The organism is Streptomyces sp. RKAG293 (assembly GCF_023701745.1).
Lineage (GTDB): Bacteria > Actinomycetota > Actinomycetes > Streptomycetales > Streptomycetaceae > Actinacidiphila.
On record NZ_JAJOZB010000001.1, the window covers coordinates 4,216,102 to 4,240,560 of the forward strand.

18 protein-coding genes, 3 pseudogenes and 1 riboswitch are annotated in these 24,459 nt (G+C 70.5%); of the genes and pseudogenes, 11 read left to right on the forward strand and 10 right to left on the reverse strand.

Features of this window, described 5'->3' with window-relative positions; all coding sequences use genetic code 11:
* Positions 1-325 precede the first annotated feature (325 nt).
* On the forward strand, positions 326-1,105 hold the full coding sequence (locus tag LNW72_RS41680; protein ID WP_308401972.1) for an ATP-binding protein: 780 nt from the start codon (positions 326-328) through the stop codon (positions 1,103-1,105).
* Positions 1,106-1,612: 507 nt separating this feature from the next.
* Here LNW72_RS41680 and LNW72_RS18490 read toward each other — a convergent pair.
* Positions 1,613-2,328: pseudogene (locus LNW72_RS18490) on the reverse strand (copper homeostasis protein CutC).
* Positions 2,329-2,468: 140 nt separating this feature from the next.
* Between LNW72_RS18490 and LNW72_RS18495 the strand changes: the two are divergent.
* A pseudogene (locus LNW72_RS18495) lies at positions 2,469-3,158 on the forward strand (hypothetical protein); the annotation flags it as partial.
* Positions 3,159-3,253: 95 nt separating this feature from the next.
* Positions 3,254-4,474 (forward strand): Cmx/CmrA family chloramphenicol efflux MFS transporter, encoded by a 1,221-nt coding sequence (locus LNW72_RS18500; RefSeq protein ID WP_250976429.1) that lies wholly within the window; start codon positions 3,254-3,256, stop codon positions 4,472-4,474.
* Positions 4,475-4,525: 51 nt separating this feature from the next.
* Here LNW72_RS18500 and LNW72_RS18505 read toward each other — a convergent pair whose 3' ends face one another.
* Together LNW72_RS18505 and LNW72_RS18510 are read right to left on the reverse strand one after the other, a co-directional pair.
* A complete protein-coding gene (locus tag LNW72_RS18505) occupies positions 4,526-4,816 on the reverse strand; it encodes a DUF4031 domain-containing protein (protein WP_250976430.1) in 291 nt (96 codons plus the stop codon).
* 46 nt (positions 4,817-4,862) lie between these two features.
* The gene (locus tag LNW72_RS18510; RefSeq protein WP_250976431.1) at positions 4,863-5,207 is read right to left on the reverse strand and encodes a hypothetical protein; all 345 of its coding nucleotides are present in this window, start codon (positions 5,205-5,207) and stop codon (positions 4,863-4,865) included.
* Between the two features lie 60 nt (positions 5,208-5,267).
* On the opposite strand from LNW72_RS18510, the gene LNW72_RS18515 reads away from it, so the two are divergent.
* Both LNW72_RS18515 and murQ read left to right on the forward strand, forming a co-directional pair.
* A complete protein-coding gene (locus LNW72_RS18515; RefSeq protein ID WP_374117288.1) occupies positions 5,268-6,245 on the forward strand; it encodes a MurR/RpiR family transcriptional regulator in 978 nt (325 codons plus the stop codon).
* A 136-nt stretch (positions 6,246-6,381) separates the two neighbouring features.
* Complete coding sequence (gene murQ, locus LNW72_RS18520) at positions 6,382-7,323, forward strand: N-acetylmuramic acid 6-phosphate etherase (RefSeq protein ID WP_250976432.1); 942 nt, start codon at positions 6,382-6,384, stop codon at positions 7,321-7,323.
* Between the two features lie 102 nt (positions 7,324-7,425).
* Here murQ and groL read toward each other — a convergent pair whose 3' ends face one another.
* The 4 genes from groL to thrC all read right to left on the reverse strand — a co-directional run bounded on the left by groL (position 7,426) and on the right by thrC (position 11,586).
* Complete coding sequence (gene groL / locus LNW72_RS18525; protein ID WP_138355905.1) at positions 7,426-9,054, reverse strand: chaperonin GroEL; 1,629 nt, start codon at positions 9,052-9,054, stop codon at positions 7,426-7,428.
* 340 nt (positions 9,055-9,394) lie between these two features.
* Complete coding sequence (locus LNW72_RS18530; protein WP_009339379.1) at positions 9,395-9,598, reverse strand: cold-shock protein; 204 nt, start codon at positions 9,596-9,598, stop codon at positions 9,395-9,397.
* 417 nt (positions 9,599-10,015) lie between these two features.
* Positions 10,016-10,291 carry a ubiquitin-like small modifier protein 1 gene (locus tag LNW72_RS18535; protein WP_138355904.1) on the reverse strand — a complete coding sequence of 92 codons (276 nt, stop codon included), beginning with the start codon at positions 10,289-10,291 and terminating at the stop codon, positions 10,016-10,018.
* Positions 10,288-11,586: a threonine synthase gene (gene thrC, locus LNW72_RS18540; protein WP_250976433.1), complete on the reverse strand. Its 1,299-nt coding sequence runs from the start codon at positions 11,584-11,586 to the stop codon at positions 10,288-10,290. The genes LNW72_RS18535 and thrC overlap by 4 nt, the downstream gene beginning before the upstream one ends.
* 17 nt (positions 11,587-11,603) lie before the next feature.
* Positions 11,604-11,745, reverse strand: a riboswitch (SAM riboswitch).
* Between the two features lie 194 nt (positions 11,746-11,939).
* On the opposite strand from thrC, the pseudogene LNW72_RS18545 reads away from it, so the two are divergent.
* The 4 genes and pseudogenes from LNW72_RS18545 (at position 11,940) to LNW72_RS18560 (ending at position 19,406) form a co-directional block, all read left to right on the forward strand.
* Positions 11,940-12,919: pseudogene (locus LNW72_RS18545) on the forward strand (glucosyl-3-phosphoglycerate synthase).
* Between the two features lie 100 nt (positions 12,920-13,019).
* Positions 13,020-14,447 carry a trehalose-6-phosphate synthase gene (locus LNW72_RS18550; protein ID WP_250976434.1) on the forward strand — a complete coding sequence of 476 codons (1,428 nt, stop codon included), beginning with the start codon at positions 13,020-13,022 and terminating at the stop codon, positions 14,445-14,447.
* A 113-nt stretch (positions 14,448-14,560) separates the two neighbouring features.
* On the forward strand, positions 14,561-19,141 hold the full coding sequence (locus tag LNW72_RS18555) for an RHS repeat-associated core domain-containing protein (protein ID WP_250976435.1): 4,581 nt from the start codon (positions 14,561-14,563) through the stop codon (positions 19,139-19,141).
* Position 19,142: 1 nt separating this feature from the next.
* Positions 19,143-19,406, forward strand: coding sequence for a hypothetical protein (locus tag LNW72_RS18560; RefSeq protein ID WP_250976436.1), 264 nt, complete (start codon positions 19,143-19,145; stop codon positions 19,404-19,406).
* 128 nt (positions 19,407-19,534) lie between these two features.
* On the opposite strand, the gene otsB is transcribed toward LNW72_RS18560, so the two are convergent.
* The 3 genes from otsB to LNW72_RS18575 all read right to left on the reverse strand — a co-directional run bounded on the left by otsB (position 19,535) and on the right by LNW72_RS18575 (position 22,100).
* Positions 19,535-20,380 (reverse strand): trehalose-phosphatase, encoded by an 846-nt coding sequence (gene otsB / locus LNW72_RS18565; protein WP_250976437.1) that lies wholly within the window; start codon positions 20,378-20,380, stop codon positions 19,535-19,537.
* 125 nt (positions 20,381-20,505) lie between these two features.
* Entirely contained in the window at positions 20,506-20,751 is a 246-nt protein-coding gene (locus LNW72_RS18570) for a DUF3263 domain-containing protein (protein ID WP_250976438.1), read from the reverse strand.
* A 71-nt stretch (positions 20,752-20,822) separates the two neighbouring features.
* A complete protein-coding gene (locus LNW72_RS18575) occupies positions 20,823-22,100 on the reverse strand; it encodes an extracellular solute-binding protein (RefSeq protein WP_250976439.1) in 1,278 nt (425 codons plus the stop codon).
* Between the two features lie 255 nt (positions 22,101-22,355).
* On the opposite strand from LNW72_RS18575, the gene LNW72_RS18580 reads away from it, so the two are divergent.
* Together LNW72_RS18580 and nagA are read left to right on the forward strand one after the other, a co-directional pair.
* On the forward strand, positions 22,356-23,297 hold the full coding sequence (locus LNW72_RS18580; protein ID WP_250976440.1) for an ROK family protein: 942 nt from the start codon (positions 22,356-22,358) through the stop codon (positions 23,295-23,297).
* Positions 23,297-24,451: an N-acetylglucosamine-6-phosphate deacetylase gene (nagA, locus tag LNW72_RS18585; protein WP_250976441.1), complete on the forward strand. Its 1,155-nt coding sequence runs from the start codon at positions 23,297-23,299 to the stop codon at positions 24,449-24,451. The genes LNW72_RS18580 and nagA overlap by 1 nt, the downstream gene beginning before the upstream one ends.
* Positions 24,452-24,459: the final 8 nt, after the last annotated feature.

A 24,459-nucleotide genomic window follows, 5' to 3' on the forward strand; every position in this document is an offset into this window, starting at 1 on the left:
CGGCCCGGGCCGTCCAGCCGCCCCGGGCCGTTCCCACCCCCGCCGTCCGCGACCCCAAGGGCGGCGGCATCACCGAACGCAAGACCGCCGACTGCGTCGACACCGCGCGCCGCGACCAGCTCCGCGAGTTCGTCGCCCCCGCCGCGTACCTCTTCGTCACGGACCCGAGCGGCGCCACCACCCCGGCTTCGCCCTCTCCCGCTCCAACACCCTGCGGGTCGCGGGCGTCGCGGGCCTCGTCCTCGCCCTCGCCGCCGCCGTCACCCTCCTGCTCGCCGCCCGCCTCATCCGCCCGCTGCGCGCCCTCACCGACGCCGCCCAGCGCATGCGGGACGGCGATGACTCGGCGCGCGTCACCGTCGCCACCGGCGACGAGATCGGCCGGCTCTCCGCCGCCTTCAACGACATGTCCCAGGAACGCCAGCGCCTCGCGGAACAGCGCAAGGCCATGGTCAGCGACGTCGCCCACGAACTGCGCACCCCGGTCAGCAACATCCGCGGCTGGCTCGAAGCGGTGGAGGACGGCATCGCGGAACCCGACGACGCCCTCAACTCCTCGCTCCTCGAAGAAGCGCTCCAGCTCCAGCACATCATCGACGACCTCCAGGACCTGGCCGCCGCCGACGCCGGGACGCTCCGCGTCCACCCCGAAGCGGTGCGCCTCGGCGACATCCTGGAACAGGTCGCCGCCGCCCACCGCGCCCGCGCCGCCTCGGCCGGCGTCGCCCTCACCGTCACCCCCGGCGACCTCGGCCTCCAGGCCGACCCGGTACGCCTCCGCCAGGCGGTCGGCAACCTCGTCTCGAACGCCATCCGCCACACCCCGCCGGGCGGCAGCGTCTCCCTGCGCGGCTACGCCGACGACGACCGCATCGTGATCGACATCACCGACACCGGCACCGGCATCGCCCCCGACGACCTCCCCCACGTCTTCGACCGCTTCTGGCGCGCCGAGAAATCCCGCAACCGCCAGACGGGAGGCAGCGGCCTCGGCCTGGCCATCGTCCGCCAACTGGCCGAATCCCACGGCGGCACCGCGACGGTCGCCTCCGCCGGCCGCGACCAAGGCTCAACGTTCAGCCTCCGGCTGGGCGGCGGGGTCTGAGCCCCGGCGTCCCACCGTGCCGTTCCGCCTGCGGCGAGCCGCGCCGCCTCCGACGGGGGTGCGAGTACGTCGCCCCCACCGCACCGTTGCGCCTGCGGCGGGCTTTCCCCCTCCCTCCCGCCCTTTGCCTCCTACCGGCGGGGTACGGACTCCCGGGCACCCGCGGGCCGTTGCGCCTGCGGCGGGCATTCCCCGCCCACCCGCCCCTTCCCCCGCTGGGGCGACGAGCCCCGCAGGGTGCAGGACGACCCGCAGTGTGTGGGACCAGTCGCAAGGTGCAGGACCACCCACAAGGTTCGGGCCCACCCGCAGGGCGGCGTTGCGGCCGTCGGATGGACCATCCCGCCCGCCACCAACTCGGCGATCTGGAACGCGAGGTGCCCGGGGCCGGAGGGGTGGGGGTTCGAAATGCTGCCGAGCTATTTGTGGGCCGCCAGGCCCTAAATAGTCGATTTCGAACCGCCGCCCCGCAGGCCCCGGGCACCGGAACCACGAACCAACCCCCGCCTAACCCACCGGCACCGGCGCATCCAGCAACGCCCGCCACTCCCTCATCGCACCCACGTCCACAGGGGAAGCCCAGCCCGCAGGGCGAACCGCCCCGCCGACGTGGAACGCGTCGATCCCCGCCGCCCGCAGCGCCGGCAAATGCTCCCTGTTCAACCCGCCCCCACCAGAATCCGCGGCTCGTACCCCGGTTCCGGCGCCGGCTCCGCCGACGTCCGTGCCGCCTCGGCGACCAGCACCGCGAGGCCGTCGTCGACGCCCTTGGCCGAACCGGCCGTCAGGTAGGTGTCCAGCCCCGGCAGTCCCGCCAGCTGCAACCGCACCGCGTCGCGGTCCGCCGCGCGGTCGATGGCGCGGTGGAACGTCCACCGGCAGCCGTCGATGACGTCGGCGATCGCGTAGACCGCCTCGAGGTCGGCCCCGCCGCGCCCGTCGAGGAAGCCGAGGACGAACTCGTCCGCACCCTCACGGCGCAGCCCCTCGGCCGCCGCGCAGAGCGCGTCGATGTCGCCGGCGCCGAAGCCGTCGGAGAGCCGCAGCATGACGCGCAGCGGGATGTGCACGGCGGCGCGGATGGCGGCGAAGGTCTCGCGGGACGGGGTGAGGCCGTCCGCAGCCATGTCGGTGACCAGCTCGAGGCGGTCGGCACCGCCGGTCTGGGCCGCTACGGCGTCGTCGACGCCGAGGGCGATCACCTCGAAAATTGGTCTAGACATATGACCAAGAGTGCCACAATCGCCACCCCCGCGCGAGCCCTCAGGCGCACAATAGCCACCATGGCTGTCACCCCCGCGACGAAGCACCCGCAGCATGCCGCATTGCTCACCCAATGGTGTGACCTGCTGCGCCGCACCCGGGTCGCCCCGATTTCGGACACTCCCGCCCCGCACCTGCCCATGCCCCCGCACCCGCACCCGCACCCGCACCCGATGCCGCCTACGGCGAGGACCTTCTCGGCCGGTGGAGCGAGGAGCAGCGGTGGTATCACACCACGGATCACCTGGTCGCCGTTCTCGACCACATCGCCGAGCTGGCCGCGTACGCCGACGACCCGGACTCCGTACTGCTCGCCGCCTGGTTCCACGACGCCGTCTACCGCCCGGACCGCTCCGAGAACGAGGAGCGCAGCGCCCGGCTGGCCGAGCGGGCGCTGGCCGAGGCCGGGGTCGGCGCCGCGCGCATCGCCGAGGTGGTCCGGCTGGTGCTGCTCACCACCAGCCACGACCCGGCGCCCGACGACCGCAACGGCGAGGTCCTGTGTGACGCGGATCTCGCGGTCCTGGCCGGTGAGCCGGCCGCGTACGCCGCCTACGCGGCCGCCGTCCGCCAGGAGTACGGCTTCGTGCCGGACGACGACTTCCGGTCCGGCCGCGCCGCCGTGCTGCGCCAGCTGCTGGATCTGCCCCGGCTCTTCCGCACCCCGGTCGGCCACGAGCGCTGGGAGCACATCGCCCGCCGCAACCTCGGCACCGAGCTGGAACTGCTCCTCGCGACGGGTCCCACGACGGGTCCCGCGACCGGCCGCACCACCGATCCCGCCACCTGACCCGGCCCGGGCGTGTCCGGGAATACGCGGGAATACGCAGGTCACCCGAGGCGCTGGTAACTGTTATGCCCTCCGCCGACGCCAGCCGCTCCCGCATGCCCGTAGCCGTCTACGTCCTCGGCCTCAGTGTCTTCGCGCTCGGCACCTCGGAATTCATGCTCTCGGGCCTGCTGCCGCCGATCGCCGACGACCTCGGCGTCAGCATCCCGCAGGCCGGACTGCTCATCTCGGCGTTCGCGATCGGCATGGTCGTCGGGGCGCCGCTGCTCGCCGTGGCCACGCTCCGGCTGCCGCGCCGCACCACCCTGATCGCGCTGATCACGCTCTTCGGCCTCGGGCAGGTCGCGGGGGCCGTGGCGCCGAACTACGCGCTGCTGTTCGCCTCCCGGGTGATCAGCGCGCTCGCCTGCGCCGGCTTCTGGGCGGTCGGCGCGGCCGTCGCGATCTCGATGGTCCCGATGAACGCGCGGGCCCGCGCGATGGCCGTGATGATCGGCGGACTGAGCATCGCGAACGTGCTGGGCGTCCCCGCCGGCGCCTTCCTCGGCGACCAGTTCGGCTGGCGCTCCGCGTTCTGGGCGGTGGCCCTGATGTCGGCGGTGGCGCTCGTCGGCGTGATCGCGCTCATCCCCCGCATACCGATCCCGGACGTCCGCCCCCGGCTCCGCGAGGAGCTGCGGATCTACCGCGACGGCAACGTCTGGCTGGCCGTCGCCATCACGGCCCTCTCGGCGGGTGGTGTGTTCTGCGCCTTCAGCTATCTCGCGCCGCTGCTCACGGACGTCGCCGGGCTGCCTGAGGGCTCGGTGCCCGCGATCCTCGGCCTCTTCGGGGTCGGCGCGCTGATCGGCACCGCGATCGGCGGCCGTTTCGCGGACGCCCACCTGTTCGGCGTAATGATCGGCGGCATCACCGCGTCCACGGTCTTCCTGGGCGTCATGGCGCTCACCGCGCAGAACCAGATCGCCGTGATCGTGCTCTCGTTCCTGCTGGGCCTCTCGGCGTTCTTCACCGCGCCCGCGCTCAACGCCCGCATCTTCAACGTGGCGGGCGCCGCCCCCACCCTCGCCGGCGCCACCACCACGTCCGCCTTCAACCTGGGCAACACCGGCGGGCCCTGGCTCGGCGGCCTCGTCATCAGCGGCGGTTTCGGCTTCGCGGCCACCGCCTGGGCGGGCGCCGCGATGGCCGCGGTCGCCATCGGCCTCGTGCTCGTCTCGTCGCGCCGGCACGGCGCGAGCCGCGTCATCGCGAGCCACCCGGTGCCCGGGGTCCCGGCACCCGCCGAGGTCACCGGCGCGACGCACGCGGGCTGACCTCGACCCCCGCAGGCCGGCCTCGACGCACTCAGGCCGGCCTCGACGCACTCAGGCCGACGCGGCCGACGCGTCACCCGTCGGCGGGGCCTTGCGGCGGCGCAGCCCCGCGCCGATGAGCCGCCGCACGATCTCCTTGCTGCCGACCTCCACCGCGCCCAGCTCGACGGCCGAGGCGTAGCGCGCGGCCGGAACGTCGTAGTGGTCCCGTTCGAACGCCCGCGGCGGGCAGCCGAGGCGCGCCGCGAACGCGTGCAGCTCGTCGTAGGAGACGTCGCTGACCAGGTGCGACCACATACGGCCGTGCCCCGGCCAGGTCGGCGGGTCGATGTAGAGCGTCATGAGAGCGCCGCCCTCAAGGGCTGCGCCCACGTTCGCGGTGCCATCGTCAGCTCAGCCCGCCGACCGGGGCGACGACCGCTCCGGCGGTCTCGCAGACCCAGTGCGGGTCGGGCCCGAGCTCCGGTTCGACGGCGAGCCCGTGCGGCTCCTCGCACAGCGGGCACAGCGGCCAGCGTCCGAAGCGCGCCAGCAGCGCGTCCTGGACGTCCTGGGCGACCAGCCCGGCGACGAACTCGGTGCCCTCGGGCCACTGCTCGACCCACCAGCGCCGCTGCGCGACGGCGTTCTCGACCAGGGAGACGACGTCCGGCCCTGCGACGTCCCGGGCGGCGAGGTCGGCGAGGATGAGCGCCCGCGCGCCGTGCAGGGCCTCTTCCAGATCACGATCCATCCGTCCATTCTGCCTCCTGTCCCCTTGACGCCCCCACCGCCTGAAAATATCTTTCAAGGTGTGACCTACAGCGTGAAGGAAACTTTCCCCCAGCGCGCACGGCCATCGCGTGACGCGTCCGCCGCCCCCGCCGCGTCCACCGTGCCCGCCAAGAGCCCCGACCCCGGGACGCTGGCGGCCACGGTCCGTACGGTCGGGCCGTCGATGACCCGCTCGATGCAGCGGGTCGCCGAGGCCGTGGCCAACGACCCCGCCGCCTGCGCGCACCTCACCGTGACCGCGCTGGCGCAGCGCACCGGCACCAGCGAGGCCACCGTCGTCCGCACCGCGCGGATGCTCGGCTATCCCGGCTACCGGGATCTGCGGCTGGCGCTGGCCGCGCTCGCCGCGCAGCAGGCGGCGGGCGTGCCGCCCGCCGTGACCGCGGACATCGCCGTGGACGATCCGCTGACCGAGGTGGTCGCGAAGCTGGCGCGCGAGGAGCAGCAGACGCTCGCCGACACGGCCGCACAGCTCGACGTGGCACAGCTGGAGGCGGCCGTCGGGGCCCTCGCCGCGGCGCGCCGTATCGAGGTGTTCGGGATCGGCGCGTCCAGCCTGGTGGGCCAGGACCTGGTCCAGAAGCTGCTGCGGATCGGGCTGATCGCGCACGCGCACGGCGACACGCACCTGGCCATCACCAACGCGGTCCAGCTGCGGGCCGGCGATGTGGCGATCGCGATCACCCACTCGGGCAACACCCATGACGTCATCGAGCCGCTGCGGGTGGCCTTCGACCGGGGTGCGACGACGGTGGCGATCACCGGCCGCCCGGACGGCGCGGTCACCCAGTACGCCGACCACGTGCTGACCACGTCCACCTCGCGGGAGAGCGAGCTGCGGCCGGCCGCGATGTCCAGCAGGACCAGCCAGCTTCTCGTGGTGGACTTCCTGTTCATAGGCGTCATGCAACGCACCTACGAGACCGCCGCGCCCGCCCTGTCCGCCTCGTACGAGGCGCTGGCCCACCGGCACAGTCCGCGCGCCTCCCGCTCCTGACCGGAGCCCCGCCACCTCCCCATCCAGCACCAGCCCCCTATCCACACAGGCATCCGCACACAGGACGCAGCATCAGGCCGTGGCGCGCTGACGTGGCGCCAGGGCTCACCGCTTCACGTAAGGACGTACGAGCCGCATGTCCCCCTCCACCGACTCCGACTACACCGAGCTGCGCCGGGAGCTGGAGACCCTCACCACCGAGGCGTTCCGGCCCGAGCTCTCCGAGATCGACCGGCTGTCCACCCTGGAGATCGCCCGGACGATGAACGCCGAGGACGCCACCGTCCCGGCCGCGGTCGCCGCACAGCTGCCGGCCATCGCCGCGGCCATCGACGACATCGCCGAGCGGATGGCGCGCGGCGGGCGGCTGCTCTACGCCGGGGCGGGCACCGCCGGCCGGCTCGGGGTGCTCGACGCCAGCGAGTGCCCGCCGACGTTCAACACCGAGCCGGGGCAGGTCGCCGGCCTGATCGCGGGCGGCCCGGCCGCGATGGTCACCGCGGTGGAGGGCGCCGAGGACAGCAGGGCGCTGGCCGCCGCCGACCTGGACGCGCTGGCGCTGGGCCCGGACGACACCGTCGTGGGCGTCTCGGCGTCCGGCCGCACCCCGTACGCCATCGGCGCCGTCGAGCACGCCCGCTCGCTGGGGGCGCTCACCGTCGGGCTGTCCTGCAACGCGCACTCGGCGCTCGCGGCGGCCGCCGAGCACGGCATCGAGGTCGTCGTCGGCCCCGAGCTGCTCACCGGCTCGACCCGGCTGAAGTCCGGCACGGCGCAGAAGCTCGTGCTGAACATGCTCTCGACGATCACGATGATCCGGCTCGGCAAGACGTACGGGAACCTGATGGTCGACGTCCGGGCGTCGAACGAGAAGCTGCGGGCGCGGTCGCGCCGGATCGTCGCCCTGGCGACGGGGGCGCCGGACGCCACGATCGAGGCGGCGCTGGCCGCGGCGGACGGCGAGGTCAAGCACGCCATCCTGGCGATCCTCGCCGATGTGGACGCGGCCACGGCGGCCCGGCTGCTCGCGAAGAGCAACGGCCATCTGCGCGCCGCCCTGGAGTCGGCCGGCGCCTAGGGAGTGTCCCACCACGGAAACGCCCGAGGGCGGCATCCCCAACTGGGGATGCCGCCCTCGGTCTTACTACGGGTACCGCTGACCGGAGTTCTGACCGGAAGGTCAGAAGTCCATGTCGCCACCGGGCATGCCGCCACCGGCGCCGGCGCCGGCTCCGGCCTTCTCGGGCTTGTCGGCGATGACGGCTTCCGTGGTGAGGAAGAGCGCGGCGATGGAGGCCGCGTTCTGCAGCGCGGAGCGCGTGACCTTGGCGGGGTCGATGATGCCTTCGGCGATCATGTCGACGTACTCGCCGGTCGCGGCGTTCAGGCCGTGACCGATGGGCAGGTTGCGGACCTTCTCCACAACGACGCCACCTTCGAGGCCACCGTTGACGGCGATCTGCTTCAGCGGGGCCTCGAGGGCCAGCTTCACGATCGCGGCGCCGGTCGCCTCGTCACCTTCGAGCTCGAGCTTCTCGAACGCGACGGCGGCCTGGATGAGAGCGACGCCACCACCGGCGACGATGCCCTCTTCGACGGCGGCCTTCGCGTTGCGAACGGCGTCCTCGATACGGTGCTTGCGCTCCTTGAGCTCAACCTCCGTCGCGGCGCCGGCCTTGATGACGGCCACGCCGCCCGCGAGCTTCGCCAGGCGCTCCTGGAGCTTCTCGCGGTCGTAGTCCGAGTCCGAGTTCTCGATCTCGGCACGGATCTGGTTGACGCGACCGGCAACCTGGTCGGCCTCGCCGGATCCGTCCACGATCGTGGTCTCGTCCTTGGTGATGACGACCTTGCGGGCACGGCCGAGCAGGTCGAGACCGGCGTTCTCCAGCTTGAGGCCGACCTCCTCGGAGATGACGGTGCCACCGGTGAGGATGGCGATGTCGCCGAGCATGGCCTTGCGGCGGTCACCGAAGCCCGGAGCCTTGACGGCGACGGACTTGAAGGTGCCACGGATCTTGTTGACGACGAGGGTGGAGAGCGCCTCGCCCTCGACGTCCTCGGCGATGATCAGCAGCGGCTTGCCGGACTGCATGACCTTCTCGAGGAGCGGGAGCAGGTCCTTCACGGACCCGATCTTCGAGTTGACGATCAGGATGTACGGGTCGTCGAGGGACGACTCCATACGCTCCAGGTCGGTCGCGAAGTAGGCGGAGATGAAGCCCTTGTCGAAGCGCATGCCCTCGGTGAGCTCAAGCTCGAGCCCGAAGGTCTGCGACTCCTCGACGGTGATGACGCCTTCCTTGCCGACCTTGTCCATCGCCTCGGCGATGAGCTCGCCGATCTGGGTGTCGGCGGCGGAGATGGAGGCCGTCGAAGCGATCTGCTCCTTGGTCTCCACGTCCTTGGCCTGCTCGAGCAGCTGGGCGGAGACGGCCTCGACGGCCTTCTCGATGCCGCGCTTGAGGGCCATCGGGTTGGCGCCCGCGGCTACGTTGCGGAGGCCTTCCTTGACGAGGGCCTGGGCGAGAACGGTCGCGGTCGTCGTGCCGTCACCGGCGACGTCGTCGGTCTTCTTCGCGACTTCCTTGACCAGCTCGGCGCCGATCTTCTCGTACGGGTCCTCGAGCTCGATCTCCTTGGCGATGGAAACACCATCGTTGGTGATCGTGGGGGCGCCCCACTTCTTCTCGAGGACGACGTTGCGGCCCTTCGGGCCGAGGGTGACCTTGACGGCGTCGGCGAGCTGGTTCATCCCGCGCTCGAGGCCGCGCCGAGCTTCCTCGTTGAACGCGATGATCTTGGCCATAGAAGTGGTCCTCCCGGACAGGGGTGGATTTCAGTGGACCGCGTGGCGCCCGCGACGGACGGCCTGCCGATCACCGGGCTCTTCCCGGCGCTCGATCGGGCCTCGCCGACCCGGTCCTTCTGTCACTCTCACTGTCAGAGTGCTAACGCCAATGATTAGCACTCGCCCTAGTCGAGTGCAAGCGACTGTGGATAACTCGGGGTCCCGGAGGGGCGCCGCGCGCCTCCCCCGGAGCAGGCCGCGGCCCGGCCGCGGGCGGACGCACGAAGGGCCCGCGCCCCTGTCGGGACACGGACCCTTCGGCGTGAGTGCGTAGCGCCGTCGGCGACGCTCCGGAGCTTCAGCCGGCCAGGCGGACCATGTCTGCCTGCGGCCCCTTCTGACCTTGCGAGATCTCGAACTCGACCCGCTGGCCTTCCTCGAGGGTGCGGTAGCCGTCCATCTGGATCGCGCTGTAGTGGACGAAAACATCCGCACCACCGTCGACCGCGATGAAGCCGTAGCCCTTCTCCGCGTTGAACCACTTGACGGTGCCCTGAGCCATCCCTAACTCCCCTATTGCTGGCCCTATCGCGAATCCGCACTTCGCGGACCCGGGTCAGACCTCACCCCCGCCAAGGTCGGGGGCGTGCGCCGGAACGCGTCGACCGCGGCCGAATGTATCCGTACGGATGCCCTCTGCAACAGGTCAATCCGACGAGAATTCCAGGCACGACTGATCGGAAATACGGGGAGGAACAATAAGGATCCGGGGCAACTCGGACCGGACATACTTCGCCTACACGACAATCATCTCGCGAATTTGGCGATAAATCGTCGAGCCGCGTCAGGGGCCGGGCGGGAGTCCACCGCAACTGTACCTCGATTCAACTACCGCCCCCACCCAGATGCCCCGCCCACCACAGGTGGACGGGGCATGAGGCGGTGCATGAGTTCACGCGGGGCTGGGTAGGGACGGAGGTCAGCCTCCGGCTACCGCCGGAATGATCGAGACATTCGCGCCGTCCGGAACCGAGGTCTGCAGACCTTCGGAAAAGCGCACGTCGTCGTCATTCACATAGACGTTCACAAAGCGACGCAGCTTGCCCGTGTCGTCGAGAACGCGCGCCGAAATACCCGTGTGGTTCTTCTCCAGCGACTCAAGGATCTCGGAGAGCGTCGAACCCTCGGCCGGGACTTCCGACTGGCCGCCGGTATAGGTGCGGAGAATGGTCGGAATACGAACAGAAGCACTCATGCGAGGCCAGCCTCTCGGAACGCGGCAAGGGTCGGGCGGATGACGGCGGTCGGGCCGGTGGTCGGAGCGACCGCGTCGAGGGTCTTCAGGCCGTCACCGGTGTTGAGGACGACGGTCTCCAGGGCCGGGTCGAGCTGACCGGTCTCGATGAGCTTCTGCAGCACACCGACCGTCACCCCGCCCGCGGTCTCGGCGAAGATCCCCTCGGTCCTGGCCAGCAGCTTGATCGCGGCCACACACTGCTCGTCGGTGACGTCCTCGACCGCTCCGCCGGTGCGGCGGGCGATGTCGAGCACGTACGGGCCGTCGGCCGGGTTGCCGATCGCCAGCGACTTGGCGATGGTGTCCGGCTTCACCGGGCGCACCACATCGAGGCCGGCCTTGAAGGCCGCGGAGACCGGGGAGCAGCCCTCGGCCTGCGCACCGTAGATCTTGTAGGGCTTCTCCTCGACCAGCCCGAGCTTGATCAGCTCCTGCAGGCCCTTGTCGATCTTCGTGAGCTGCGATCCGGACGCGATGGGGATGACGATCTGGTCCGGCAGCCGCCAGCCGAGCTGCTCGCAGATCTCGTACGCCAGGGTCTTGGAGCCCTCGCCGTAGTACGGACGCAGATTGACGTTGACGAAGCCCCAGTCCTCGCCGATCGGGTCGCCGATCAGTTCGGAGCAGAACCGGTTCACATCGTCGTAGTTGCCCTCGATGCCGACCAGCTCGCCGCCGTACACCGCGGCCATGACGACCTTGCCGGCCTCCAGGTCGTGCGGGATGAACACACAGGAGCGGAACCCGGCACGGGCGGCGGCGGCGCCGACGGCACCCGCCAGGTTGCCCGTGGAGGAGCAGGAGAGCGTCGTGAGGCCGAAGGTGCGGGCGGCCTCCAGGGCGATGGCGACGACGCGGTCCTTGAAGGAGTGCGTCGGGTTGCCGGAGTCGTCCTTGACGTACAGGCCGCCGGTGACGCCCAGCTCGCGGGCCAGGTTGTCGGCCTTGACGAGCTTGGTCCAGCCCGGGTTCAGATTGGGCTTGTCGACCACGTCCGCCGGAACGGGCAGCAGCGGCGCGTAGCGCCAGATGTTCGCCGGGCCGGACTCGATCTGCTTGCGCAGCGCTTCCGGGTCACCGGTGGGGAGGTCGTAGGCCACTTCGAGCGGCCCGAAACACTCCTGGCACGCGAAGACCGGACCGAGCGGAACGCGTTCTCCGCACTCGCGGCAGGAGAGCGCTACGGCGGGTCCGAAAGCGGGTCCGGTGTCCGGGGTGGCTTCAGTGGTGTTGTCGATGGTCTGCACAGCCATGACGGCGAGGCCCTTTCTCCTCATCTTCCCCGCGGCGACGATCGCCACGAGACGGAATTGGCACCTTCCCCACCTGGCCTCGCGTCGTCGACGACGAGATGTGGCGGGAGGGTTGCCGGGACTTCTGCGGGCCGTTCCCTCAGTCCCTCTGGATGAGCGCTGTGGCACCGGGCTCTCACCCGGGCATTTGTTTTCCGTGGTGACCCCCGGCATGCGGTGGTCACTCGCGTTGTTCAAGACTGTAACCGACGAGCCGGACACTTGAGATAGTCGTCCGAACCGCGAGATGGGTCACGCGGGTCCCCACACGGGGTGGATTCCGCCCCCGACACACACATCAGGGAGTCAGGCACGTGCTGCAAGAGGTGGAGCGCTGGCTCGATCGACGGTCCTGGTCCGCCGCCGACCGGCCCCTCGACCGGCTGCTCGCGGCCAAGCGTTCCGCGGGCGACCGGGGCACGGTGAGCGTGGTGCTGCCCGCCCTCGACGAGGAGGCCACGGTCGGTGCGATCGTCCGCACCATCCGCGACGAGCTCATGAGCGGTCCCGTGCCCCTGGTGGACGAGCTGATCGTGCTCGATTCAGGCTCCACGGACCGTACGGCGGAGGTCTCGGCGCGCGCCGGAGCCCGGGTCGTGCACCGCGACGAGATACTCCCCGACCTGCCCGCGGTGCCCGGCAAGGGCGAGGTGCTGTGGCGGTCACTGCTGGTGACGAGCGGCGAGATCGTCTGCTTCATCGACGCCGACCTGCGCGACTTCGACGCCCGCTTCGTCTACGGAATCATCGGCCCCTCCTGACCGAGCCCGGCGTCCAGCTGGTCAAGGCGATGTACGACCGCCCGCTGGAGACCGGCGACACGATCGTGCCGGCCGGCGGCGGCCGCGTCACCGAGCTTGTCGCCCGCCCCCTGCTCAACCTCCACTGGCCCCTCCTCGCGGGCTTCGTCCAGCCCCTCGGCGGCGAGTACGCGGCCCGCCGCTCCCTGCTGGAGAGGCTGCCCTTCCCGGTCGGCTACGGCGTCGAGCTCGGCATGCTCATCGACGCCCTGAACACCGTCGGCCTCGACGCGCTGGCCCAGGTGGACGTCGGTGTCCGCCACCACCGCCACCAGGACGGCCAGGCCCTCGGCCGCATGGCCGCGACGATCTACCGCACCGCCCAGGTCCGCCTCGCCCGCGGCCAGCTCGTCCGCCCGGTCCTCACCCAGTTCGACCGGGGCCCGGACGGCGGCTTCGCCCCCCGCACCCACCAGGTGGCGGCCGAGGAACGCCCCCCGATGATCACCATCCCCGAATACACGACCCACCGCGAGGCACGCCGCACGGGCTGAACCGCCGATGCCCCCTCCCGGAGGGCCCGGCCCCGCATCCACCCCCGCGGCGAAGCCGCCACCACGTTTGCGTCGCAGGACACGTGGCTAGGCTGGCGGCATGGTCGCTCACCGCGCAGCCCCGATCCTCGTCGCCTCCAACCGCGGGCCCGTCTCGTACACCCTCGGAGAGAACGGCACGCTGACCGCCAAGCGCGGCGGCGGCGGGCTGGTCTCCGGCCTCAGCGCGATCGGCCCCGACGCCGGCGCCGTCTGGGTGTGCGCCGCCATGAGCGAGGGCGACCGCGAAGCGGTCCGCCGCGGCGAGGGCGACGCGCAGACGCGCATGCTCGGCATCGAGCCGGACGTCTTCGCCGCCGCCTACAACTCCATCGCCAACTCCGTGCTGTGGTTCGTCCACCACCTGCTCTTCCAGACCCACCTGGAACCCCTCTTCGACGAGGACTTCCGGCAGGACTGGGCCTCCTACGAGACGTACAACGCCGCCTTCGCGGACGCGCTCGCCGAGGAGGCCGCGGAGGGCGCCACCGTCCTCGTGCAGGACTACCACCTGTCGCTGGCCCCCGCGATGCTGCGCGAGCGCCGGCCCGACCTCCGCATCGGGCACTTCTCGCACACCCCGTGGGCGCCGCCGGACTACTACCGCCTGCTGCCCGACGACATCGGCGCGCAGCTCCTCACCGGCATCCTCGGCGCCGACCGCGCCGCGTTCCTCACCCGGCGGTGGGCCGAGGCCTTCGCCGCCTGCTGCGCGGACGTGCTCGGCGCGGACGTCGGCCAGGACGCCGCCGGGGAGCTGACCGTCACCCACGAGGGCCGCACCACCCGGATCGGCGTGCACGGCCTCGGCGCCGACGCCGACTTCCTGCGGGAGCGCTCGCACCGGGACGACGTCGAGGAGCGGCTGGCCGCCCTGCGCTCCGACATCGGCCCCGGCCGCCGCACGATCGTCCGCGTCGACCGCACCGAGCTCTCCAAGAACATCGTGCGCGGCTTCCTCGCGTACCGGCAGCTGCTCACCGAGCACCCGGAGTGGCGCGAGCGCGTCGTGCACATCGCCTTCGCCTACCCGTCGCGGCACGATCTCGCGGTGTACCGCGAGTACACCGCCGAAGTGCAGCGCGTCGCCGACGAGATCAACGCGGACTTCGGCACGGCCGACTGGCAGCCGCTCCTCCTGCACGTCAAGGACGACTTCGCGCGCTCCCTGGCCGCGTACCGTCTGGCCGACGTGGCACTGGTGAACCCGATCCGCGACGGCATGAACCTCGTGGCGAAGGAGATCCCGGTCGTCTCCGACGACGGGGTCGTGCTGGTCCTCTCCCGCGAGGCGGGAGCGTTCGAGGAGCTCGGCGACGACTCCCTGGTCGTGAACCCGTACGACCTGCGCTCCACGGCCCGCGCCCTGCACGACGCCCTCACGATGCCGAACGACGAGCGCGCCGAGCGAACGAAGCGCCTCGCGGCAGCGGCGACGGCACTGCCGCCGGAGCAGTGGTTCCTGGCGCAACTGTCCGCGCTGGAGTAGGCCGGATCCGGACGGCGGCGTAACAGAGCGTCGACAACTTTCCTCCCCCAGGTCGCCCCGCGTTTCCAGAATGCAAGAATCGAAGCGGAGTTGACCACACACGGGGGAGAAGCGTGGCGAATCGTCCGACGGATTGGCATGTGCTGGATCTGGACCGGGATCCGGTGCCGGGTGATCCGTTCGAGGTGAAGGAACTCGCCCGCAAGCTGGGCGACTTCGCCGACGATGTCTCGTCGGCGCTGCGGTCGGTCAAGGGCCTGAGCGGCAACAACGCGGTCCAGGACTGGGCCGGGCTGGCGGGGGACGCCTACCGGGAGCAGTTCGGGGATCTGCCGGGCGAGTTGACCAAGCTGGAGAAGTCCTACCGGCTGGCGTCCGGGGCGTTGGAGACGTACTGGCCGAAGCTGGAGACCGCGCAGGCCGACGCCGACCGCGCGCTGGCCCAGGGCCGTACCGCCCGGCAGGACCTGGACGCCGCCAAGACCACCCAGGGCACCGCGAACGACTGGGTCAAACGCGCCGGGGACAAGTCCAAGGAGTACCAGGCCGACCCGAAGCCGGGCGTGGAGCCGCCGTCCGCCGATGAGGTCCGCACCGCCACCCGCAACGCGTTGGACGCCTCGAACGCGCAGAAGTCCGCCAACACCGCCGTCCACGACGCCCAGCAACGCCTGGACGCGGCGAAGGAGCTCGCCGCTCAGGCGGCCCATTTGCGGGACACCGCCGCGTCGACCGCGGAGCACGCCCTGCACGAGGCGTCGGACGCGGGCATCAAGAACAAGCACTGGTGGGAGAAGGCGGTCGACTGGGTCGCCGACCACTGGGACGACATCGTCGCCGTCTGCAAGGTCATCGTCGCCGTCCTCGGCATCGTCGTCATGATCATCGGCGGCCCGCTGGCCTGGATCGTGCTGGCCGCCGCCCTCGTCGTCCTCGCCGACACCCTCGTCAAATACGCGCAAGGCAAGGCATCGCTCTGGGATGTGGCGTTCGCCGCCCTGGACTGCATCCCGATGTTCAAGGGCCTCACCACCGCCGGCGGCCTGCTCAAGATGGCCAAGAGCCTGCCGAAGCTGATGAAGGGCATGGGCAGTCACCTCGGCGACCTCGCCGGCGCCTTCCGGAAGGGCTTGTCAGGACTCCGCAAGGAGGGGAAGGCCCTCGACGGCAAGCCGTGCGAACTCGACCCGATCGATGTCGCCACTGGCGACGTTCTGCTGGTCCAGGCGGATGTGTCCCTGCCAGGCGTGCTGCCGTTCCTGCTGAAACGCGTGCACGTGTCGTCCTATCGCGCGGGTCGGCGGTTCGGAGCGTCCTGGGCTTCAACCGTCGATCAGCGGTTGGTGATCGACGACCAGGGAGTGATCTTCCACGCCGAAGACGGGTCGACCCTGTACTACCCGGTCCCGGTGTCCAACGGCATGACCCTGCCCGTCGTGGGACCGCAGTGGCCGCTGGCCTGGGACGGCACGCCTGGCGGCCCGATCACCATCACGGACATCGCGGCCGGTCACATACTGCACTTCGATCCGTCCGGGCCGAAGCTGCCCCCGACAGATCCACAGACCATGGAGCTACCGCTCCGGACTCTGACGGATCGCAATGGCAACCGCATCGACTTCGACCACGCCGACGACGGCTCACTCGCCGAGATCCGGCACAGCGCGGGCTACCGGGTTCAGGTCGAGACGACGAACAGCCGCATCACGGAACTTCGCCTGCTGGGCGGTTCGGACAGGCCCGTTCTTCAGCGCTTCGCGTACGACGACGCGGGCCGTCTCATCAAGGCGTACGGCGCGACGGGACATCCACTCGTCTTCTCCTACGATGCCGAAGGCCGGATCACCGGCTGGACCGACCGGAGCGACACCGCCTACACGTATTCCTACGATGACCAGGGCAGGTGCGTCCGCGCCGAGGGCTCCGGCGGGTTTCTGTCCGGCTCGCTGGCCTATGACGATGAGACGCGCACTACTCGTGTGACGGACTCACTCGGCCACGCGAAGACGTTCACGATGAACGAGGCGTATCAACTCGTCTCGGAGACCGACTCGCTGGGCAATCTCACGCTGCGTTCCTGGGACAGCCAGGACAGGTTGCTGTCGCTCACCGACCCACTCGGCCGCACGACGCTTTACGAGTACGACTCCGCCGGCAATCCGGTCACGGTCACCCGTCCGGACGGAGCGACCGCCACCACGCAGTACAACGACCTGGGGCTTCCGGTCCGCGTCAAGGACTTCGATGGTTCCTGTTGGGAGCGCGGTTACGACGAGCGGGGCAACCTGCTGACCGTCACGGACCCCGTTCGCGCCACGACCACGTACGGCCGCAATGATCAAGGGCATCTGATATCGGTCACGGACGCGCTCGGATCCACGGCGTACATCGACACGGACCATGCCGGGCTGCCGGTGGCGGTCACCGACGCGCTGGGCGCCGTGACCCGGTATCAGCGCGATCCTGACGGCCGGATCGCTCGCGTCACCGACGCGGGAGGTGCGTCCACAGTCCTGGAGTGGGGAGACGAGGGCCGGCCTCGGCGCCGGGTGCTGCCGGACGGCAGCGCCGAGCACTGGGAGTACAACGACGAGGGCAACCTGGTTGCCCATACTGATACGACAGGCAGCACCACCCGGTACGAGATCGGTCACTTCGGCCTGGTCCGCGCGCGCACCGAACCGGACGGTTCCCGACTGGAGTTCAGCTATGACACGGAGCTGCGGCTTACAGAGGTCGTCAACGCGCAAGGCTTGACCTGGTCTTACACCCATGACGAAGCGGGCCGCGTCATTCGCGAAACCGACTTCAACACCAGGACACTGGACTATCTGTACGACGCGTCGGGCAGGCTCGTCCGGCGTTCCCCGGACACCGGTCCGCCCACTCTCTACGGACGGGATGAACTCGGCCGGATCGTCGACCGGCGCACGGGTGACTCCATCACCGTGTTCGAGCGCGACGCGCTCGGCCGGATCGTACGCACCACCAATTCCGACGCGGAACTCGCCTTCGAACTGGACCCAGCCGGACGCGTCCTCAGTGAATCCTGCAACGGTCGGACCCTCACCAACGACTACGACGTACTGGGCCGGCGAACACGCCGCAGCACTCCCTCCGGGGTCGTGGGCACGTGGGACTTCGATGCCGGTCACCGTCCGGTGTCCTTGCACACCGCAGGCCGGACCCTCTCCTTCGCCCACGATCACGCCGGGCGGGAGACCGAGCGGCACCTGTCGGACACCATCAGCCTCACACATGCCTGGGACGCGAACGGCCGCCTCGTCTCCCAGGACCTCACCCGAACGGACTTCAGCTCCTCCGGTCCCTCCGCACAGCGCCTCCTGCAACAGCGCGCCTACAGCTACAGGTCCGATGGCCGCATCACTGCCATCGAGGATCTTCACACCGGCACACGGCGCTTCGACCTCGACCCGGCCGGCCGGGTCACAGCTGTGCATGGTGCCGGCTGGCGTGAGGAGTACGCCTACGACGCGGCCGGGAACCTGACCCATGCCGCGTGGCCCGGGGAATCGGACGCGCAGGGCGACCGTGCCTTCGAGGGCACCTTGGTCCGCAGGGCGGGCCGCAACCACTACACCTACGACGACCTCGGACGCGTCGTCAGGCGGAGCCGGAAACTGCTGTCGGGAGGCAGTCGGACGTGGACGTACGCCTGGAACGGCGACAACCAGTTGACCTCCCTCATCACACCCGATGGCGCGCGGTGGCGCTACCTCTACGATCCGCTCGGCCGACGTATCGGCAAACACCGGATCGCCGTGGACGGGACGTCGGTGCTGGAGCGTACAGACTTCACCTGGGACGGGACGCGGCTCGCCGAGCGGATCGTTGCCGGATCCGACGCTGGCGGGGCGAGCCGCATCACGACCTGGGAATGGGATCCCGCGTCGCATCGCGCCATGACCCAGACCGACCGTTCGTCGCCCCGGGATGTCCTGGACGCGCCCCAGGACGAGATCGACGAGCGCTTCTACGCCATCGTCACCGACTCGGTGGGCACCCCCACCGAGATGGTCGACGCCCGTGGACACATCGCGTGGAGATCGCGGGCCACGGTGTGGGGTGTACCCGCTCGGGGTGAGCACGACGAGACCGGTGCCGAGGATGGAAGCGGCGCCGGGGCGGACTGTCCGCTGCGGTTCCCGGGGCAGTACCTCGACACCGAGAGCGGTCTGCACTACAACCTTCACCGCTACTATGCGCCGGAGACGGCCCGCTATCAGACGCCGGACCCTCTCGGCCTGCTGCCGGCACCCGATCCCTACGCGTACATCCGCAACCCGCTCTCGTGGACAGATCCGCTCGGCCTGGCCTGCGACGATTTCCCCATCTACCGGTCGCCGAAGAAGGTTGACGAGGCGTACGAGCGTGCCCACGGCCCGAATCCTGCCAATCACCGGCCCACTCCCGACACCGATGGGAAGGCCTACTTCGGCGAGCACAGTGTCGCCGCGGAGTACCAGGGGATCGGAAGCTACGCCGACGGCATGGTCCGCTACGACATGGACCCCAAGTTCCTTACCGAGTTCGAGGACTGCATCCACCGATACGACTGGAAGGGCCCGGGCGGCAAGCCACGCATCGAGTTCGCCATCCCGGCGGCCAGACTCGACCGGTTCAATGAACTCACCAGGAATCGCACCTGGATGCCGATGAGTGGAGGCAGCTGATATGACGGTGGCCGTGCACGAAGAACTGGACGTACGGGTGGTGTCGGCCCGTCCCTGGGGCCTGATCGTCGCCTTGGGGGATGGCGAGGAGGGCCTCATCGACAATACGAAGATTCCGGCATGGCGGGATGGCGGAGACCTGCCGTCAGCCGGAACGGAGCTTCACGTAGTAGTTCTCGATGAAACCAGGACTCCGATCCGCCTCAGTGCCATGGCCGAGGATTGGGAGATCGCCCGGAGACTGCGATCAGGCGGACAGTTCTGAGCGCGGAAATCGGGACCCGCTGGTCGGCGGAGACCGACCGGGTACTGCGACTGGCCGGCTGGTACCCCGGCCGCAGTGAGGAAGCCGGAACCTGCCTCTACCCCATCGGCGACGCTGCGCCGCCCCCGTTACCCCAGCGCGTCCGCCAGTGCGTTGAGGAGGTCCACCACGCCCTTCGGGCCGTCGACGACGAGGTCGGAGCGGGCGACGAGTTCTGGGGGGACCTCGCCGGAGGCGGTGCCGCTGCAGACGAGGATGCCGGGGAGGCCTTCGCCGCGGAGGCGTTCGACGGCGCCGAAGGCGGCGAGGTCGCCGAGGTCGTCGCCGGCGTAGAGCACCGAGCCGGCGTCGGCCTCGCGGAGGTAGGAGGCGAGGGCGACGCCCTTGTCCATGCCGGGGGGCCGCAGCTCCAGGACGAGGCGGCCGGGCTCGACGATGAGGCCGTGGCGGGCGGCGAGTTCGTTCAGGGGGTCGCGGAGGGCTTCGAACGCGGCTTCGGGGTTCTCGGTGCGGCGGGTGTGGACGGCGACCGCGCGTCCCTTGTCCTCTATCCAGGTGCCGCGCCAGGCGCCGATCCGGTCGAGGAAGCCGGGCAGCTCGGCCCGTACCGCGTCGACGCCGGAGTGGTCGCCCGCGGACTTCACCTCGCCGCTGACCGCGTCCCAGCGTTCCGCGCCGTAGTGGCCGAGGACGACGAGCCGCTCCAGTCCCGGCACGCCGGCGAAGCCGCCGTACCGGACCGCGACGCCCGCCGGGCGGCCGGTGATCACGGCCACCGCCCCCAGGTGAGGGGCGAGCCGGGCGAGTGCGGGCACCGCGCCCGGGTGGGCGCGGGCGCTCTCGGGGTCGGGCACGATCGGCGCCAGGGTGCCGTCGAAATCGAGGGCGACCACAGCACGTTCGGGGTTCGCGAGGAACGCCGCGAGCCCTTCCTTGCCGTCGGACGTGGACGAGGTCAGCAGGTGACTGCTCATGCCCCCGACCCTACCGAGGGGAGGAGGGGCAGAGGAGGGGGCGTGCGAAGCACTTCGTTGGAAGGGTGGTGGCGGGCGACGAACGGGCACACGGGAGCATGCGCGCGTTCAGTGCGTCGTCCGCGTCAGCGCGCATCGCGGCGGGTGTCCCGGGCGCGGCGCAGCCGGTTGACGGTCACCGGGTCGTGGGCGAGTGCCCGGGCGTCGTCGAGGAGGGCATTGAGGAGCTGGTAGTAGCGGGTGGCCGACATGCCCAGCTGCTCCCTGATGGCGCGTTCCTTCGCCCCGGGGCCCGCCCAGGTGCGGGCGGCGAGGTCGAGGACGGCCCGGTCCTGGCCCGTCAGGCCCCCGCTCCCGTTCTCGCTCTCCACCCGCGTCTCCTCCACGTGACCGGCGACAAGGTGTCCGGTGACTGTGTCACCGGCGGCAACGTGACCGATGACTACTTGACCTTCTCCGCCGCGTCCTGGTTCTCGGCGAAGCGCTGCAGATCGCTGAGGACGGTCTTGGGGTCGGCGTGCACGGCGCCGCCGAGGACCTTCTTCATCTGGTCGCTGACCGGTCCCCAGGAGGTCTTGTCGACCGGGTAGAACTGGGCGGACGGCAGCAGGTCGATGAACTTGATGAGGTCCTTGTCCTTGGGGTCCTTGCGCATCGCCTGCATCGCCGAGTTGGTCACCGGCAGCAGCCCGTACTCGTCGAGGAACTTGATCGAGTTCTCCGGGCTGTAGGAGAACTGCAGGAACTTGCCGATCTCGCCGCGGTGGCCGTTCTGCTTGAAGGCCATCATCCAGTCGGCGACACCGAGGGTCTCGGCCATCGTGCCGCCGTCGCCGGGTATCTGCACGGCCTTGACCTTGATGCCCTTGGCGAGGGCCTGCTTGAGCAGCGTCGGGTGGCCGTTCACCATGCCGGCCTTGCCGGCCAGGAAGGCGTCGAAGACGGTGCGGCGGTTGGTCTTGGCCGGGTCGCTGCCGGTCAGGCCGGGCTGGACGAGGTTGTCCTTGAGCCACTCCATCGCCTCGACGTTCGGCTGGGAGTCGAGGGTGTAGCTGCCGACGGTGTCGGTGTACGAGCCCTGCTTGCCGAGCATCCAGATCAGGGACTCGGCCTGTGCTTCCTCGGGACCGAGCGGCAGCCCGTACGGCATCTTGACGCCGTGTTCCTTGAGCTTCTTCGCGTCGGCCGCGATGTCGGCCCAGGTCTTGGGCGCGTCCTTGATGCCCGCGTCGTCGAACAGCGTCTGGTTGTAGAAGAACATCCGGGAGCTGGAGACGAAGGGGATGCCGTACTGGGTGCGGTTCTGCTCGCCCGCGGTGGCCAGGGAGGGGATGAAGTCGGCCTGGGTGCTGATCGGGAACAGCTCGTCGGCGCTGTACAGCTGGCCCTTGGAGGCGTAGGCGGCGTAGGAGCCGATCTGGGCTATGTCCGGCGCCTTGCCGGCCTTGACCATCTCGGCGACCTTGGTGTCGACGTGGTCCCAGTCGATGACCTGGATGTCCACCTTGATGCCGGGGTTCTTGGCCTCGAAGGCACGGCCGAGCTCGTCCCAGTACTTCTTGGAGCTGGTGGCCGCGTCGGTGCCGTAGTCGGCCGCGACCATGTGCAGGGTCACGTCACCGCCGAGGGCGCTGCTGCCACCGCATCCACTGAGTGTCGTCAGAGCCAGCGCCGCTGCGATACCCGCTGCCGCCGTGCCCAGGAGTCGTCGCCGGTGCACCGTTGTCCTACCGCCTTCATCCGCTTCATGCGCCCGCCCCCGCGCGTTTCCGGGGGCGTCAAGTGCCCGAGTCTGCCCGCGCTGCCCACCCAAGGTCTACACCACGGCTGTCTCGCTTCGGCAACACCCTTCCCCAACAGCGGGGACATAAGGGATGGAAGCCCGCAGAACAGGCGATTCGCCAGGGCCCGAAGGGTGATCTTCATGGCGTAAGTGGACTAGACCTTTCCCTGAGTAGAGGGGACACTGTCCTGCGTGAGACATGTCATCGCGCTCGATGTGGGCGGTACCGGAATGAAGGCCGCCCTGGTCGGGGAGGACGGCACGCTTCTGCATGAGGCGCGCCGGCCGACCGGACGGGAACGCGGCCCCGAGGCCGTGATCGCCACCATCCTCGGCTTCGCCGCCGATCTGCGGGACCACGGGATCCGCGAGTTCGGCGAACCCGCCGCCGCGGCCGGCGTCGCCGTGCCCGGGATCGTGGACGACACGGCCGGCATCGCCGTCTACGCCGCCAACCTCGGCTGGCGCGACGTACCGCTGCGCGCGCTCGTTTCCGAACGGCTCGGCGGCATCCCCGTCGCCCTCGGGCACGACGTGCGCACCGGCGGTCTCGCCGAGGGCCGCATCGGGGCGGGCAACGGCGCCGACCGGTTCTTCTTCCTCCCGCTGGGCACCGGCATCGCGGGCGCCATCGGCATCGACGGCCGCATCGAGGCGGGCGCGCACGGCTACGCGGGCGAGATCGGTCACATCGTCGTCCGGCCCGGCGGACCCCTCTGCGGCTGCGGGCAGCGCGGCTGCCTGGAGACGCTGGCCTCCGCCTCGGCCGTCTCCCGGGCGTGGGCGGCCGCCCTGGGCGATGAGGCCACCGACGACACGTCCGCCGCCGACTGCGCCAAGGCCGTCGAATCCGGCGACCCGCGCGCGCTGGCCGTCTGGCGCGACGCGATCGACGCGCTCGCCGACGGCCTGGTCACCGGCCTCACTCTTCTGGACCCCCGGGTCCTCATCATCGGCGGCGGTCTGGCCGAAGCTGGGGACACACTCTTCGGCCCGCTGCGCGCGGCGGTCGAGGAACGCATCACGTTCCAGAAGCTGCCGCTCATCGTCCCCGCCGCCCTCGGGGACACCGCCGGATGCCTGGGCGCGGGTCTGCTCGCCTGGGATCTTCTCTCCGTGGAGGTAACCGCCTGATGGCCCCCGTAACGACAACGCAGCGCACGGTACTGACCGGTGCCCGTGTGGTGCTGCCGTCCGGCGTCGTGGAGAACGGCCGGGTGACCGTCGACGGCGGCCGGATCGTGGCCGACGAGTCCGCCGAGGCCGGAACGGTCGACCTCAGCGGGTACACGGTCGTTCCCGGTTTCGTCGACATCCACAACCACGGCGGCGGCGGGGCCTCCTTCACCTCGGGGACTCCCGAGGAGATCCTCACCGGCGTCCGCACCCACCGCGAGCACGGCACGACCACCGTCGTCGCGTCGACCGTCACCGGTGAGATGGACGTCCTGGCGCAGCGCGCGGCGCTGCTGTCGGAGCTCGTCGAGCAGGGCGACCTGGCCGGCATCCACTTCGAGGGCCCGTTCATCTCGCCGTGCCGCAAGGGCGCGCACATGGAGTCGCTGCTGCGCGACCCCGACCCGGCCGAGGTCCGCAAGCTCATCGACGCCGCCCGCGGCACCGCCAAGATGGTCACCCTCGCCACCGAACTGCCCGGCGGTCTGGACTCGGTGCGGCTGCTCGTCGAGCACGGCGTGATCGCCGCCATCGGCCACACCGACGCGACGTACGAGCAGACGATCGAGGCCATCGAGGCGGGCGCGACCGTCGCCACGCACCTGTTCAACGCGATGCCCACGCTCAACCACCGTGCCCCCGGCCCGATCGCGGCGCTGCTGGAGGACGAGCGGGTCACCGTCGAGCTGATCAACGACGGCACGCATCTGCACCCCGCGGTGCTGGAGCTCGCCTTCGGCAGCGCGGGCGCGGACCGGGTCGCGTTCATCACCGACGCGATGGACGCGGCCGGGTTCGGGGACGGGCACTACGACCTCGGCCCGATGGCCGTCGAGGTGAAGGACGGGGTCGCCCGGCTCGTCGAGAACGGCTCCATCGCCGGCTCCACCCTCACCCTGGACACCGCCTTCAAGCGCGCCGTCACCGTCGACCGGCTGTCCCTGGCCGACACCGTGCGGGCGATCTCGGCCAACCCGGCGCGGCTGCTCGGCCAGTACGACCGGATCGGCTCGCTGGAGGCCGGCAAGGACGCGGACCTGGTGGTGCTCGACGCCTCGTACGACCTGGTCGGCGTGATGCGCAAGGGCGAATGGATCGTCCGGCCCTCCTGAGGCCGCCG